At 60.5% G+C, this 14,428-nt stretch carries 15 protein-coding genes; 10 read left to right on the top strand and 5 right to left on the bottom strand.

Annotated elements, in window-relative coordinates; genetic code table 11:
• Positions 1-633 carry a uracil phosphoribosyltransferase gene (upp, locus tag LNV09_RS24150; RefSeq protein WP_263559624.1) on the top strand — a complete coding sequence of 211 codons (633 nt, stop codon included), beginning with the start codon at positions 1-3 and terminating at the stop codon, positions 631-633.
• Here the strand turns inward: upp and LNV09_RS24145 are convergent.
• The 5 genes from LNV09_RS24145 to LNV09_RS24125 form a co-directional block, all read right to left on the bottom strand.
• Entirely contained in the window at positions 630-1,175 is a 546-nt protein-coding gene (locus LNV09_RS24145; protein WP_263559623.1) for a chromate transporter, read from the bottom strand. The genes upp and LNV09_RS24145 overlap by 4 nt on opposite strands.
• Positions 1,172-1,753: a chromate transporter gene (locus LNV09_RS24140; RefSeq protein ID WP_263559622.1), complete on the bottom strand. Its 582-nt coding sequence runs from the start codon at positions 1,751-1,753 to the stop codon at positions 1,172-1,174. Before LNV09_RS24140 ends, LNV09_RS24145 begins: the two co-directional genes overlap by 4 nt.
• Complete coding sequence (locus LNV09_RS24135) at positions 1,750-2,757, bottom strand: D-2-hydroxyacid dehydrogenase family protein (protein WP_263559621.1); 1,008 nt, start codon at positions 2,755-2,757, stop codon at positions 1,750-1,752. Before LNV09_RS24135 ends, LNV09_RS24140 begins: the two co-directional genes overlap by 4 nt.
• A 73-nt stretch (positions 2,758-2,830) precedes the next feature.
• On the bottom strand, positions 2,831-3,202 hold the full coding sequence (locus tag LNV09_RS24130) for a hypothetical protein (RefSeq protein ID WP_263559620.1): 372 nt from the start codon (positions 3,200-3,202) through the stop codon (positions 2,831-2,833).
• Complete coding sequence (locus LNV09_RS24125) at positions 3,202-3,507, bottom strand: hypothetical protein (protein WP_263559619.1); 306 nt, start codon at positions 3,505-3,507, stop codon at positions 3,202-3,204. Before LNV09_RS24125 ends, LNV09_RS24130 begins: the two co-directional genes overlap by 1 nt.
• 469 nt (positions 3,508-3,976) lie before the next feature.
• Here LNV09_RS24125 and LNV09_RS24120 point away from each other — a divergent pair, with 469 nt between their 5' ends.
• From LNV09_RS24120 to LNV09_RS24080, 9 genes are all read left to right on the top strand, one after another.
• Entirely contained in the window at positions 3,977-5,860 is a 1,884-nt protein-coding gene (locus LNV09_RS24120; RefSeq protein WP_263559618.1) for an O-linked N-acetylglucosamine transferase, SPINDLY family protein, read from the top strand.
• A gap of 66 nt (positions 5,861-5,926) precedes the next feature.
• On the top strand, positions 5,927-8,296 hold the full coding sequence (locus tag LNV09_RS24115) for a type I secretion system permease/ATPase (protein ID WP_263559617.1): 2,370 nt from the start codon (positions 5,927-5,929) through the stop codon (positions 8,294-8,296).
• A gap of 3 nt (positions 8,297-8,299) precedes the next feature.
• Positions 8,300-9,523 (top strand): HlyD family type I secretion periplasmic adaptor subunit, encoded by a 1,224-nt coding sequence (locus LNV09_RS24110; RefSeq protein WP_263559616.1) that lies wholly within the window; start codon positions 8,300-8,302, stop codon positions 9,521-9,523.
• A gap of 293 nt (positions 9,524-9,816) precedes the next feature.
• Complete coding sequence (locus LNV09_RS24105; RefSeq protein ID WP_263559615.1) at positions 9,817-11,031, top strand: TolC family protein; 1,215 nt, start codon at positions 9,817-9,819, stop codon at positions 11,029-11,031.
• 122 nt (positions 11,032-11,153) lie between these two features.
• Positions 11,154-12,086, top strand: coding sequence for a class I SAM-dependent methyltransferase (locus LNV09_RS24100; protein WP_263559614.1), 933 nt, complete (start codon positions 11,154-11,156; stop codon positions 12,084-12,086).
• Positions 12,087-12,089: 3 nt separating this feature from the next.
• The gene (locus tag LNV09_RS24095) at positions 12,090-12,680 is read left to right on the top strand and encodes a GNAT family N-acetyltransferase (RefSeq protein ID WP_263559613.1); all 591 of its coding nucleotides are present in this window, start codon (positions 12,090-12,092) and stop codon (positions 12,678-12,680) included.
• A 31-nt stretch (positions 12,681-12,711) separates the two neighbouring features.
• Positions 12,712-13,014, top strand: a complete 303-nt coding sequence (locus tag LNV09_RS24090) for a hypothetical protein (RefSeq protein WP_263559612.1) — start codon at positions 12,712-12,714, stop codon at positions 13,012-13,014.
• Positions 13,015-13,725, top strand: coding sequence for an SDR family NAD(P)-dependent oxidoreductase (locus LNV09_RS24085; RefSeq protein WP_263559611.1), 711 nt, complete (start codon positions 13,015-13,017; stop codon positions 13,723-13,725).
• Position 13,726: 1 nt separating this feature from the next.
• Positions 13,727-14,422, top strand: a complete 696-nt coding sequence (locus LNV09_RS24080; RefSeq protein WP_263559610.1) for an MBL fold metallo-hydrolase — start codon at positions 13,727-13,729, stop codon at positions 14,420-14,422.
• The last annotated feature ends 6 nt before the right edge of the window (positions 14,423-14,428 follow it).

The following is a 14,428-nucleotide window of genomic DNA, read 5'->3' as shown; positions in this document are numbered from 1 at the left end:
ATGACCGTCATCGAAGTTCAACACCCCCTGGTCAAACACAAGATCGGCCTGATGCGCGAGGCCGATATCTCGACCAAGAAGTTTCGTGAGTTGACCGGCGAAGTCGGGCGCTTGCTCGCCTACGAGGCGACGGCTGACTTCCCGCTCGAGAAAACCACGATTGAATGCTGGAGCGGCCCGACCGAGGTCGACCAAATCGCGGGCCGCAAAGTCACCGTGGTGCCCATCCTGCGCGCTGGCTTAGGCATGATGGACGGTGTGCTGGACATGATCCCCAACGCCAAGATCAGCGTCGTCGGCCTCGCTCGCGACCATGAGACCCTGCAACCGGTGCATTATTTCGAGCGTTTTGTCGGCCAGTTGGAGGAGCGCACGGCGCTGATCGTGGACCCGATGCTGGCGACCGGCGGCTCGATGATCGCGACCATCGACCTGCTCAAAAAACGCGGCTGCAAGGATATTCGCGCCTTGGTGCTGGTGGCGGCCCCCGAAGGCGTTGCTGCGCTGACCGCAGCGCACCCCGATGTGCGCTGCTGGACAGCTGCGATCGACAGCCATCTGAATGAGCAGGGCTACATCATCCCGGGCTTGGGGGATGCAGGCGACAAAATATTTGGAACAAAAGAGGGCTAGACCCAGCCCAGCGCCCCCAGCACGCCGCCGCCCAGTACCAGCCAGACCAGGCTCAGCTTGGTTCTGAGGGTCAAGACCAAGGTGGTGGCGATCAGTGCCAGAGTGCCGGCTCTATGCTCGGGCGCCGTCAAGAAAGGCTGAGCCAAGAGCCAGCCGGTCGCCAGCAGCAAACCCAAGGTGATCGGCGCCATGCCTGCGGTGAAGGCGCGTACGCCAATGCTGTCGCGGTTATTGCGCGCCCAGCGGGTGGCCGCCAGCACCAAGGTCGTGGAAGGCAGCAGGATGCCAGCCATTGCGGCCACGGCGCCCGACAGGCCAGCCACGTTCCAGCCCAACACCGCCACGAACAAGACGTTTGGGCCAGGGGCGGCCTGCGCAAGAGCAATCGAGGTGGTGAACTGCGTGTCGCTGAGCCAATGCTGCTCTCCGACCAAGTAACGGTGCATTTCAGGCGCCGTGGTGATCGCGCCGCCAATCGACAACAAAGACAGGGTCAAGAAATGCAAGAACAAGGCCCAGAGATCGGGCGGCGCGCCACTCATGCTTGCGAACTCCGGGCTTGGCGCCGCAAACCCCACCAGGCAAGTGCTACCCCTATGCTGCCCAGGCTGAGCAGCAACTGCGGCAGGGGCAGCCGCCAATAGACGGCCGCCGCAACGGTCGCGAGCGTCAAAATCATGGCCGCTGTACGGCCCAAAGGGCTCTTCTTCAGCGAAGGCAGCAGCTTCAGGCCGGTAGCCATGATCAAGCCGGCCGCGACGGCGCCCATCCCACGCAAGGCATTGCTGACGATGGGCAGCACGGCAAACTGACCGTACAAGGCCGCCATACCGATGACAATCAAGGATGGGAACAAGAGCATGCCGGCCAGCGCTGCAAAGGCGCCGCGGCTGCCAAAGAAACGGTCCCCCAACATCAAAGCCAGGTTGACGATATTTGGCCCGGGCAAAACCTGCGCAATCGCGAAGGCATCCAAAAACTCTTCGCGGCTGAGCCAGCCCAGTCGCTCCACGAGCTCTCTTTGGGTGACCGCCAGCACGCCGCCAAAGCCTTGCAAAGCGAGCCTATTGAAGGCCCAAAACAGCTCGCTGAGTGATGCCGGTGCGGCGCGTGCATTCATCGCAAGACCCGCAAGGCCTCCGGGTTGACGATGTTCGTCGGCTCGGACTTGATGAAATTCAACACATTGTCGAAGGCCGCGTTCAAGTAGAGCTCGTAGCTGTCTTGTTCAACATAGCCAATATGCGGCGTGCAAACAGCGTTTTCCAGGCGCAGCAAGGGATGGCCCTGCAAAATCGGCTCACTCTCGAACACATCGATCGCGGCCATGCCGGGCCGGCCACGATTCAAGGCCGAGACCAACGCGCCTTCGGTCAGCAACTCCGCTCTTGATGTGTTGACGAACAAGGCCGTTGGCTGCATACGCGCCAGATCCTCGGGGCCAATCAAACCCCGGGTTTGCTCGCTCAGCCGCAGATGCACCGTCAGCACATCACTGGTCTCGAACAAGGCCGCGCGACTGGTCACCGCGACATACCCGTCCGCTTCGGCGCGCAAACGCGCAGCCTCGCTGCCCCAAACCTGTACCTGCATACCGAAAGCGCGCCCATAGCCGGCGACGATCTGACCGATATTGCCGTAACCCCAAATCCCCAGGGTCTTGCCACGCAAGACCATACCCAGACCAAAATTCGGCGGCATCGAGGCCGCTTTCAAGCCCGATTGCTGCCAGACGCCATGCTTCAAATTGCCGATGTACTGGGGCAGCCGACGCATCGCCGCCATGATCAAGGCCCAGGTCAACTCGGCCGGAGCGGTCGGCGCGCCGACGCCCTCACTGACCGCAATGCCAAGCTTGGTGCAGGCCTCAACGTCGATATGGGCCCCGACACGGCCGGTCTGAGCGATCAGCTTGAGCTTGGGCAGCTTCTCCAGCAGTTGCCGGTTGAACTGCGTTCGCTCGCGTATCAACACCAGCACTTCGGCATCACGCAGGCGTACCGATAACTGGCCAATGCCCTTGACCGTATTGGTGAAGACCTTGGCATTGAGGTGCTCCAGCTTGGCCGCGCAACGAAGTTTGCGCACCGCGTCTTGGTAGTCGTCGAGGATGATGATATTCATACTTGAGCCGCATTCTGCCTTGCCCGCAGCAAGTGTCACAAAATGAGGCTAGAACCCGCTGACTTGCGCGCCCTCAGCGGCGAGCGCTTGGGCTGTCAAGGGGCTTGCTGTCAGGGCAGTTGACTGCCAAGGCGGTCGACAATGAATGTCGGTGCTGCTGTGCTCGGCCCAGTTCATGGTCGAGCTCACAGGGCATGGCTGCGAGCAGGCTGGTGTGCAGCAACCACAATTCGATCGGCTCGCTGGCCTGGCGAACCAGCGTTTGCAAATGGCTGCCTATTTCTCCGGGCACGTCGGCCGCAGCGCGCAAGAAGCTCAGCTTGAGTTCGACAAAGGCCCGGCGCAGCGCGATGCGACCACGCCGCTCATCGGGGCGACCCGCGCAGGCATAGGACCACGGTGGTGGAAAGCGCGGAATATCGCGCAAGGTCAAATGCAAATTCATCAGTGCTTGGCCAGGCGAGATTGGACGGGAGCACTTTGCGTCTGGCCGCTGAAGCCAAAACTGGCGCCAAATTGGAAATGCGCGTTCAGCCGACTCAGCCGTAATTCCGCCTCGGCCTGAGAAAAGGCTCGCGCCACTTCGGTATAGAGCCAAGTCCGCAGATGCCACAAATCTCGCAGGCTGCGGCTGCGTTGAATGCTGCGCTGCAACTCTTCAATATCGCTGCTGTGCAAACCATTCAAGCAGGCCTCGAAAGCAGCGCGTGCGTTCGGCACGTTGTGCAGCAAGACACTTTGACAGGGCAAAGTTGCGCCCCAAGGATCAGCCTCGCTGGGCATCAAACGCAGCAGCGATTGCCATATGGAGTCAGCCGATTGGCCAGATTGCCGGCCAGGTGGGCTTTGGGTGCTACGGCCCAGGGTGGAGAACCGCGATGAGCCCGCAGACCTTGAAGGCGAGGACGCTCCGCGAGTCCTGGCCCATCGAGTCAGAATTGCATTCAGCATTTTTAGCTCTATTTGTAGCGACCGGGATCGGCCGTTTCCCCCTCCAGAGGGCTTGCCTGAATTTTCGTCAGCGCGGCCGCAAACTAAAGCCACAAATAGGGCCGCCATGACAGCCTTGTTCGCCTCTGTCAAGGGTATCTACCAAGCGATTGCGCTCGCCTTGGATGGGAACTGCGCTCAATTTCCAGTCCTAATCGGCGCGCCCAAACTGGGGTCGCCGTCTAACATCGCTTAAGCCTTCACGAGCCGTATTTGCGGACCTATCGCCATGGATAAAACCACTCCTGCTACTAAAGACTCGCTCGCCAGCAACCCGGAGCTTGAGCAAATGCTAGATCTGGCGCGCTCCGGTGCGATGGAGCTCAGCGTGTTGATGGAAAAGGCCGACAAGCTGCAGCGGGAGGGTTTGGTCGATGCCGCGATCGTGCTTTATCAAAATTGGACGACCCATACCAAATCTGTCCTCTTGCATGTGGCTTGCTACAACTTAGGCACGCTGCTGGGGTCGAGGAACAGACACGCCGAAGCCGAGCAAATTTACGCGACGGCCTTGGCTTTGAGCCCTACCTTTACCCAGGCCCGCTTGAATTTGGGCCATCAGTTGGAACATTTGGGTCGAATCGAAGAAGCCCTCGGCGAGTGGAGAACGGTGTTCGAAGACCCGTCTTTGGACCGCGCCAACCCTGCGGTGTTGGAGCTGGTTTTGCATGCCCTGAACAATTCGGCTCGGCTGCTGGAGACGCAGCGCCGCTTGGCAGAATCGCAGGCCTTGATGCGACAAAGCCTGACGCTCAAGGCCCGCCAGGGCGATGTCATTCAGCACTATGTGCACATCCGTCAGAAACAGTGCGATTGGCCGGTTTACCAAGCCGTCGGCGACGTGACACACAACCAATTGCTGGTGGGCACATCGCTGCTGGCCATGTTGAGCGCCAGTGATGATCCCGCCCTTCAGCTGATGGCGGCGCAGCGATTTGTGCATGAGAAAGTGCTGGTTTACAAAGACAGGCCTTTGCACGAACTGGCCACGGCACGCCAGCCTCGCAAAGGGCGCATCAAGATTGGCTATTTGTCCGGCGACTTGTGCATGCATGCGGTCGGACTGTTGACGCCCGAATTGTTCGAATTACATGACCGTGACCGCTTTGAGGTGTATGCCTTTTGCTGGAGCCGAGAGGACGGAACCGCGCAGCGTGCACGCATCTTGAAGGCGATGGACCACCATGTGCGCCTCGCAGGTGTGGATGACCTGACGGCCGCGCGCTTGATCGCCGAAGCAGGCATTGACATCCTGGTCGACTTGCAGGGCTTGACCAGCGGCGCTCGGCCAAACATTCTGGCCTATCGCCCGGCGCCGATCCAGGTCAGCTATCTGGGCCTGCCCGGCACATCCGCTTTGCCGGGCGTGGACTGGATCATTGCCGACCGCTTCGTGATGCCGCCCGAGTACCTGCCTTATTGCACCGAGCGTCCGATCTACCTGCCCAATTGCTACCAAGTCAGCGACCGCCAGCGCGAAGTGGGCCCGGCACCTTGCCGCGAGCAGTACGGGCTGCCCGAGAACGCCTTCGTCTATTGCTCGTTCAACAATAACCACAAATTCAATGAAGAGGTGTTCAGCAGTTGGATGCGCATCCTGGAGCAAGTGCCCGGCAGCGTGATGTGGCTATTGGCTGATAACGAATGGGCCAAGGCCAATATGCTGCGTGTGGCGGCCGAGCATAACGTGCTTGAAGAGCGGCTTATCTTTGCCCCGCGCGCGGCGCCGCCGGACTACCTGGCGCGCTTTGCCTTGGCGGACCTCTTCTTGGATACCTTCCCCTATAACGCCGGCACCACCGCGAGTGACTGTTTGTGGATGGGCACGCCTATCCTGACCCGCTCGGGCCGCAGCTATATCTCGCGCATGGCGGGCAGTTTGCTGAGCGCCGTTGGTTTACCTGACTTAATTACTTTCAGCTTGGCCGAATACGAGGGCAGGGCGGTGCAGTTGGGGCAAAACCCGGCAAGAATTGAATCCTATAAACGTTATCTGCGCGAGCAGGGGCGCAGCTCGGCACTGTTTGACATTCCCGCTGTTGTGCGCGATCTTGAGCATGAATTCGAGCGCATGGCCTTGGCGCAACGACGGGGCGATCAAGCAGGCGCATGAGGAAGCTGAATTCGGTCGGTTTTTTCAGCTCTCACACCTTTTACACCTTTCAGACCAAGGCTTAGTGTGTCGCAGCGTCACGATTCCTTCTTTGATGGCAGCGTCTCCAAGGCGGCTAAGGGCTTGCGCCTGGCCGCCGATAGCTCGGTTGCCAGCGAGCCTGTGATGCCCGATCCGCTGCAAGGTTTGGCGGAGCAGCCCATTGGTGACCCACTGCTGAGCGCGCTCGCTTGGGTGACCCGTCATCATGGCCGGCCACGCTCGGCCGAGTCACTGCGCGCCGGCGCTCCGGTTGAAGGGCCGCTGGCGCCTGATCAGGCCTTGCGAGTGATGCGTGAGGCGGGCTATAACGCCGGCCTGCTGCGCAAATCGATCGACGACATCAATCCCTTGCTGATGCCGGCGGTGCTGTTGCTCAACGAGGGCGACGCCTGCGTGTTGGTCAAGCGCCTGGACGACGGCACAGAAGCGACCGGCGGCCGCTATGAAGTGGTGTTCCCAGGGCCGGAAGCGGCCAGTTGTACCGCCTTCACTTCGGAACTGGAGCCCGAGTACAGTGGCTTTGTGCTGGTCTCGTCGCCGCAAGAGCAGTCCCAAGCTCACACCCGCAACACCCGCGATGAGCCGCTGCTGAAGGTGGCCGGCGAGCATTGGCTCTGGGGCACTTTGAAGCGCTTCATTCCCTACTACCGCTCGGCCATGTTGGCAGCGCTGCTGAGCAACGTCTTGATGCTGGTTTCGGGCTTGGTTACTTCGGTGATCTACGACAAGGTGATTCCGAATCAAGCGCTGGTGACACTTTGGACGCTGGCGGTGGGCGCGGGCGTGGCCTTGATATTCGATATGTTCGCGCGCCAGTTGCGCAGTCATTTGATTGATCTGGCTGGCCGCAAGGCCGACATGATCATCGGTGCCAAGTTGTTCCGCCAGACCCTGGGCGTGCGCATGGAGCACAAGCCCGAGTCGGCCGGCTCCTATGCGCATTACTTGGCTCAGATTGAGGTCGTGCGCGAGTTTTTCACCTCGGCGACGATGTCGGCCTTGACCGATTTGCCCTTCATTGTGCTGTTCGTCGGCATGACCTTTGTGATCGGCGGCCCGCTGGGCTGGGTGCTGGTGCTCACGATTCCCTTGATTCTTGCTTTGACCTATGCGATTCAAGGCCATTTGCGCAAGGCCATGCGGACCAATATGGCCGAGACAGCCGATCTGCAAGGCACGCTGGTCGAAGCCATTGAGGGCCTGGAGGATCTCAAGACTTCGGGTGCCGAAGGCAGGTTTTTGCGCCGCTATGAAACCAGCACCTCTATCGCCGCCGAGTCCTCGCTGCGGGCGCGAAATATGTCGAGTTGGAGCAGCAACATCACCATGACGCTGCAGCAGTCCATCAATTTGATCATGCTGGTCTGGGGCGTTTATCTGATCCAAGATGGCTTGATTACGGCCGGCGCATTGATCGGCGCCGTGATGTTTGCAGGGCGCGCCATCATGCCGCTGGGCAGTCTCGTGAGTTTGGCGACGCGCTATCAAGGCGCACGCGCTGCGATGCTGTCGCTGGACCGGATGATGAACTCGCCGACCGAGCGCGACGGCAGTCGCAACTATGTACCTTTGACCCAGGTCAGTGGCAAGCTCGGGCTTCACGATGTGGGGTTCTCCTACCCCATGGTGGGTCAGGGCGAAGCGCCAAAGATCTTGAAAGCCGTCAATCTGCGCCTGCAGGCAGGCGAGCGAGTCGCCGTGCTGGGCCGTATCGGCAGCGGCAAGTCGACAATTTTGCGCCTGCTGGCCGGCCTGTATCAGCCCACCGAAGGCATGGTGGATGTGGATGGTATTGATTTGCGCCAGGTTGACCCGGCCGAGTTCCGCGCCAAGGTGGGCTTTGTGTCCCAAGAGCCGCGGCTCTTCCATGGCACGCTGCGGGACAACGTCTTGATGGGTCGCGCCCATTTGGACGCGGGGCGACTGGTCGAGGTCGCCCGGCTGACAGGCTTGGACCGCGTGGTCGCCGGCCACCCCAAGGGCTGGGACCTGCCCGTGGGCGAAATGGGCGGGCTGCTGTCGGGTGGCCAGCGTCAACTGGTGGCGCTGGCTCGCAGCTTGGTCACCAAGCCGCAAATATTGCTGATGGATGAACCAACGAGCTCCATGGATGCACAGTCCGAAATGGCTTTCTTGCGCCAATTGCGCGATGCCGCCGGTACCTGCACCCTGGTGGTCGTGACCCACCGACCGGCGGTGCTGGAGTTGGTGGCCCGCATCGTGGTGGTGGACAACGGCCGCGTGGTGCTGGATGGTCCGCGTGACCAGGTCTTGGCCGCCTTGTCGGGCGTGCGGCCCAGCGCGGCAACTGCAGAAGCCGCGGCCAACGGAGCTGGCGCCAATTTGCATATGCACCCATCGGCCCAGCCGGTGCAACGCTCAGCCTCGGTATAAGCCATGAGTATCAAAAGCAAGGCCGGCGGCATGGCCCTGAGCCGTGAAGAGGGCATGTTCGTCACCGGCTTGAATCATGCTCAGATCGAGGAACCATTGCCCCATGCCATGTGGGCGATCTACCTGATGTTGATCGCCGTCGTGGTCGCTCTCACATGGTCAGCACTGGCCACCGTGGACGAAGTCACCCGCAGTGATGGACGCATCGTGCCCGACGGGCGCGAGCAAGTCATCGCCAGTCTGGAAAGTGGCATCCTGCGCGAGTTATTTGTTCGCGAGGGCGAGGAAGTCGCGCTAGGTCAGGAGTTGGCGCGACTTGACCCGACCAGGGTCGAGGCGCAGCAAAACGAGGGCCAGGCCAAACGCATTGCGCTGAAGGCTCAAGCGGCCCGGCTGAGCGCTGAGGCCAGCGCCAAACCGCTCGTGTTTCCACGCGAGGTGCTGGCCGTGCCGCGCATCGCCGAGGCCGAAATGGAGGCCTATGAAGCCCGGCGACGCGTGATGGACGAGGCAGTCAGCAGCATTGCACGCAGCAGCGGCTTGCTGGCGCGCGAACAGAAGATGGCGCAGGACATGGCCGCCAAAGGGCTGATGTCCGACGTCGAGGTGATGCGCCTGAGCCGTCAAGTCAATGAGCTTCAGCAGCAACGTGCTGAACGCATCAGCCGCTTCAGGCAAGAGGCCAGCGGTGAGTTGGTGCGGGTACAAAACGAGCTTTCCCAGCTCGATGAGCAGATGGTGGTGCGGGAGGATGCGATGAGCCGCACGACGTTCAAGTCACCTGTGCACGGTGTGGTCAAGAATATTCGCGTCAGCACGGTGGGTGGAATTGTCACTGCCGGGGCGCCCATCATGGAGATTTCGCCCATAGGCCCGCGAGTGCTGATCGAGGCGCGTGTCAAGCCTCGCGATATTGGCTTCGTGCGTGTCGGCCAGCTTGCCCAGGTCAAACTCTCGGGCTATGACTACAACGTCTACGGCGGCCTCACCGGCCGCATCGAGTACATCAGCCCCGATGCCATGGGCGAGACCGAAAAGAGCGCTGAAGGCGGCTACTACCGCGCCACTGTTGCCGCCGAGCGCAACAATCTGCGTTTCAAAGGCAAGACCCTGCCTGTGATTCCCGGCATGACCGCAACGGTCGAGATCAGAACCGGTGAGCGCAGCGTCTTGAGCTACCTGGTGCGCCCAATGATGAAGTCGCAAGAAGCCTTGCGCGAGCGCTAGCAAAATTCGTCCACGCCCTCATAAAGGGGCGGCAAGGGCCCCTAATCGAGACTTCGGTGCGAGTCCAAACGTGATGTAGTAGCGGTATCGGGGATCACCCTCTTTGTCGTGACTTTTTCATCATGTCCAAACCACTTGTGCTGTCTTTGCTAATGGCTCTGAGCCTATGCGCTAGGGCCGCGCCTGCGCCAGCTCAGGCCAAGAGTCAAAGTCAAAGTCAGAGTCAGAGTCAGAGTCAGAGTCGTTGCGGCGAGGACGAAGCAGGCCCGTCACGGGCAGGGCGCGACGCCACCATGGTCGAAACCAGTGCCACGGACCCCCGCGCTCAATTGCAGGAACTGGTCGGCTTGGCCTTGCAGCGCAGCCGCTCGATTGGCGCCTTGAAATTATTGAGCCAAGCCGCCGAGGCAGATGTGGCCGAAACCAAGGCCTCTCGCATCCCCCAGGTGAACTTGCTCGGCAGAGCCGGCTACATAGGCCATGCAGTGCCCGGAGCCAACACGCTCACGGGCTCGCAAAGCAGTGCCACCCTCAGTGTCACTGCACCTCTGTATGACGCCGGGCGCATCACCAAGTTGACGGAATGGCGCACGCAACTGGCCAGTGCGGCCAAGTATGGTCAAAGCAGCGCCGAGGAACAATTGGCCTTGCAGACCGTCAGCTTGGCCTTGGACCGTGGGCGCTACACCTTGCAAGCGCAGGTCTACAGCCAATATGTACGCAAGATGGCCTGTCTGGTGGACTCGCTGGAGGTCATCACCAAGGCCGACAAAGGCAGGGCCAGCGAGCTGGTGCAGGCGCAAAAGAGTCTGCAGCAGGCCGATCTGCAATATGAGCAGACCTTGTCTGCGATGCGTCAGACCGAGATCAGGATGCGCCGCCTGGTTGGTGATCAACTGCCCGTCAGTGCCAGCCTGAGCTCGGTGTTGGCGCAACTGCCCGACTTGGTCGAGATGCAAGCCGACATCTTGCAAGCCCCGGATGTGGCGCAGGCTTCGGCGCAAGCCCGTGCCCAGCGCAGTTATGCCGAGTCGGTGTTGGCCGGCCAACGTCCCAGCGTCAGTCTTCTAGTGAACGGATCGACGGTGGCCGGGGTGGGCCGTTCAAACGACTGGATTGGCGGCGTGACGGTCAATATTCCTTTGCTACAACCCGGGGCCGATGCCACTTTGGAGGCCGCCAAGAACCGCTATCAAGCGGCCAACTTGCAGCGTGATGAAACAGTTGAAGTCAAACAATACCGCCTATTGGAGACCTTTGAGACCGCCACCTCTGCCTTGGACCGGGCGCGGCGTGTGGTGGAAATTCTGCGCAATAGCGACAGAGTGCGGGCCTCCACGCTGCAGCAATGGCAGCAACTGGGCCGCCGCTCGTTGTTCGATGTGATGGCTGCCGAGGGTGACTACTATTCGATGCGAGTCGCCCATGTGAATGCCTTATTCGACGCGCAGCAACTGGTGGCACTGATGTGGTCGATGGGGCGTGGCGTTATGACACCGCTGCGCTGACGAACTACTTCTCCGGGCTAGCGAAGAAGTAGACTGTCGCGCGGCCTGTGCTCGGCCGTTTGTGCTGAGCCCCATTGCGGTCTACTTCAACCGCGGTTCACCAACATTTTTGAGACAAGCGCATGCCCACGATTGCTAACAGCACCCGCCCCGAAACAGCGCCGATCGCCAAGCTCCTGAGCCTGATGGAAGGTTCCGCTCGCTTTGCCCGGGAGAGCGTGCACCGTGCCTCCGCAGAATTCGGGTCGACTTGGGGTGCGGACTTTTCGGCCATGCTCGGGAATTTTTACCCCAGTGATGCCGCGCTGCTCGATGCGGTGAAGGGCTACGCCGCCTTTGTCATGGACTCGATGCGGCGCCAAAAGCGTTTCGAGCAAGAGCTGTGTTATCCAGCCAAAACCTATGCCGAGGCCGCAGCGGAGGTCTATTACAACGATGACTATATGCGGCGCCAATACTTGCCCGGGCTCTTGCTCTCGCACTATCTGTGGCCCCATCATTACCAGCAAATCGAATATTTCAAGAGCTATTTCCTGCCTTGGATGCAGGCCCAACAGGTGACAGAGTTCGCCGAAGTTGGCGTAGGCACAGGCATCTATTCGCGTCTGGCTCTGCAGCACCGGAGTGACTTGCGAGGCGTCGGTTTTGATATCAGCCCGCTCTCATTGGAGTTCACCGCTGCCCATGTGGGGAGTTTCGGCTTTGCCGCGCGGTATCAGACCCGTCAACAGAACATCATCGAGCAGCCCAGTGAACAGCGGTTTCGCGCGGTGCTTTGCGTCGAAGTGCTTGAGCACCTCGAGGACCCCGTTGCTTTGCTGAAGGGGCTCAAGCAACTCTGTACCAGCGACGGCAAGCTTTTTGTCACGGCTGCGCTCAATGCTGCGCATGCCGATCACATTTTTCTCTATCGACAGCCCCAAGAGGTTTGGGCGCAGGTTGAAGCGGCCGGGCTGCACATGGAGCATTGTTTTTTTGCCAATGCCTACGCCCCCGCCAAGCCCGGCTTGCCGGTTCCCAGCGCCTTGGCGATGGTACTGAGCCCCAAGGTCTGAGCCATGCCAGCAGTGACTTTGCAAGGCGAATTCGTCGACCTCATTCCGCTCACGCCTTCCCACGCAGCGCTGACATTCGCTTGGCGTCAAAGCGAGCGAGCCACCAATCTGAATCGGGGCGCGGCCACGGTGGAGCAACAAGCGGCTTGGATTGGCGCTCGGCCCGCAACAGAGTACAACTTCCTGATTTGCCTGAAAGACGGCCGGCCGGTTGGCATGGTCGCTATCAGCGCGATAGACACCGTGAACCGGCACGCCGAGCCAGGTCGATTTCTGATCGGCGAGCCGGATGCGGTGCGCGGCATACCGGCAGCTGTTGAGGCGATGAAGCTGATCTATCAATTGGTTTTTGAGCAACTCCAGTTGGAACGCGTCTTCGGTACGATCGCGTCCGACAATTTGCTGATGGTCAAATGGCAAAAGTTTCTGGGCATGAAAGAAGAGGGCCGTTTGCGCCGCCATTACTTCATCAATGGACATTTCCAGGACGCCTTGTGCTTCGGCATGCTGGAGGCCGAATACCGGGCCGCCGCGCTGCCGCGCATGAATGCCTTGATCATGGCGGGTCGCAGCAGATCCAACAGCCCGAGCTGAATTTTTAGAATCAATGAATGGAGTGACGCAGATGGCAACGAATGACACCGCAACACAGGTTTTGGATCTGATTTACCAAGCTCTGCGTGCCTTGAACGAGGAACGCGCGGCCGATGAGCAGATCGAGATTGGCGCCGCAACCAGCCTGTTCGGCGAGGGCTCCGAGTTGGACTCACTCTCCCTGGTCTCGGTCATCGTCGACCTGGAGACCTTGGTCAGCGACAAATTCGGCCGCGCCATCAGTTTGACCGACGACAAGGCCATGAGCCGCGACCCGGTCCCCTTCAGCGATGTGTCGGCACTGCAGGCTTACATCCTCGAATTGCTGGCCTGAATGATGAGCTATGCCGGCAAGATTGTGTTGATCACCGGCGCCCGGCGTGGCGTGGGTCGCTTGTTGACCGAGCATTTTCTGGCCGGCCAGGCAAGGGTGATCGGCTTCAATCGGCACGCGGACGAAGAATTGCTGCCCGGCTACACCGGGATGGCTGTGGACATCGCCGATCCTGACTCTGTGGCGCAGGGTTTTGCGCGCATACGCCAGGAATTCGGCCAGCTTGATATCGTCATCAACAACGCCGCTCAACTGGTTTCGCAATACGCGATGATCATGCCGGCTGCTGCGGCCAAGACCATGTTGGAGGTCAATGTGCTCGGTACCTTCTTGGTCTCACGCGAGGCGGCCAAGCTGATGCGCAAGCCCAAATGGGGCCGCATCATCAATATCGGTTCCATGGCCAGCAGCCTAGAGCCCATGGGTGACTCGGTCTACGCTGCCAGCAAGGCCGCGATCTCGACCTTGGCGAATGTCATGGCACGCGAGTTCGCCGCCTTCAACGTGACCTGCAACACGCTGGCCATCACGGCCATAGACACGGATATGCTGGCACAGCTGCCCAAAGACAAGATCGACCAAGTGGTGGCCGGCCTGCCACTGCCGCGCTATGCATCGCCGGACGACATCTTCAATGTCGTGGACTTTTTCGCATCCGAACGCAGTGCCTATATCACCGCCCAAACGGTTTATCTCGGCGGAGTCAACTGACATGGCCGCTGCGCTTGAAACCTTGTTGAATGGTGCCTTGCTGCGCATCACCAATGCGGACTTTCATTCCAACACCTATTTGCTCGCCAGTGCCCATGTACCGCCTGGCCAGGGCCTTGACTGTGTAATCGTTGATCCGGGTTTGGACCGCGCCGGCCTCGAAGCGGCCATCGCGGCCAGCGGCTGGCGGCCGGTTGCGGTGCTTTGCACGCATGGGCATTTTGACCATGTCGGCGGCACCGCCTGGCTGCAACAAGCCTATGGTCTGCCGGTTTACTTGAGCGCAGCCGACCTCAAACAAGCCAAGCTGTCCAACTTCTTGATGGCCGCCTTCAAGCTCAAGGCCCGCATCGCCTTGCCAGAGTTCAGTCTGGTGCAAGACGGGGATGCCGCGCTTGCGCTGATTGGGCGGCACTTCAGTTTTCATCCGCTGCCGGGCCATACGCCGGGCAGCGCGGCCATTCTGGTCGACGGCCTGATGTTCTCAGGGGACTCGCTCTATGCGCGCCGCACCGCGCTATCCAAATTGCCGGGCGAGGACCATGAACAACTGCGTCGCTCGCTGCGGGATCTGTTCGCTTGGATCGCCGGCGACGTCTTGGTGCTGCCCGGCCATGGCGGCAGCGCCACCATCGATGAAATTCATGCGCACAACGAAGAGCTGCGAGCCTTTATGTCCGCCACCCATCCTGCTTGACACAGC

This window comes from Paucibacter sp. B2R-40 (genome assembly GCF_025717555.1).
Lineage (GTDB): Bacteria > Pseudomonadota > Gammaproteobacteria > Burkholderiales > Burkholderiaceae_C > Paucibacter_A.
This window is presented reverse-complemented; position numbering and strand designations above follow the sequence as displayed.

Excerpts from the sequence above, each read along its gene's own strand:
- LNV09_RS24085 (WP_263559611.1), top strand. The coding sequence starts at position 13,015 with ATGATGAGCTATGCCGGCAAGATTGTGTTGATCACCGGCGCCCGGCGT.
- LNV09_RS24140 (WP_263559622.1), bottom strand. The coding sequence starts at position 1,753 with ATGAATGCACGCGCCGCACCGGCATCACTCAGCGAGCTGTTTTGGGCC.
- LNV09_RS24100 (WP_263559614.1), top strand. The coding sequence starts at position 11,154 with ATGCCCACGATTGCTAACAGCACCCGCCCCGAAACAGCGCCGATCGCC.
- upp (WP_263559624.1), top strand. The coding sequence starts at position 1 with ATGACCGTCATCGAAGTTCAACACCCCCTGGTCAAACACAAGATCGGC.
- LNV09_RS24105 (WP_263559615.1), top strand. The coding sequence starts at position 9,817 with ATGGTCGAAACCAGTGCCACGGACCCCCGCGCTCAATTGCAGGAACTG.
- LNV09_RS24120 (WP_263559618.1), top strand. The coding sequence starts at position 3,977 with ATGGATAAAACCACTCCTGCTACTAAAGACTCGCTCGCCAGCAACCCG.
- LNV09_RS24130 (WP_263559620.1), bottom strand. The coding sequence starts at position 3,202 with ATGAATTTGCATTTGACCTTGCGCGATATTCCGCGCTTTCCACCACCG.
- LNV09_RS24145 (WP_263559623.1), bottom strand. The coding sequence starts at position 1,175 with ATGAGTGGCGCGCCGCCCGATCTCTGGGCCTTGTTCTTGCATTTCTTG.
- LNV09_RS24135 (WP_263559621.1), bottom strand. The coding sequence starts at position 2,757 with ATGAATATCATCATCCTCGACGACTACCAAGACGCGGTGCGCAAACTT.
- LNV09_RS24095 (WP_263559613.1), top strand. The coding sequence starts at position 12,090 with ATGCCAGCAGTGACTTTGCAAGGCGAATTCGTCGACCTCATTCCGCTC.
- LNV09_RS24110 (WP_263559616.1), top strand. The coding sequence starts at position 8,300 with ATGAGTATCAAAAGCAAGGCCGGCGGCATGGCCCTGAGCCGTGAAGAG.
- LNV09_RS24090 (WP_263559612.1), top strand. The coding sequence starts at position 12,712 with ATGGCAACGAATGACACCGCAACACAGGTTTTGGATCTGATTTACCAA.
- LNV09_RS24080 (WP_263559610.1), top strand. The coding sequence starts at position 13,727 with ATGGCCGCTGCGCTTGAAACCTTGTTGAATGGTGCCTTGCTGCGCATC.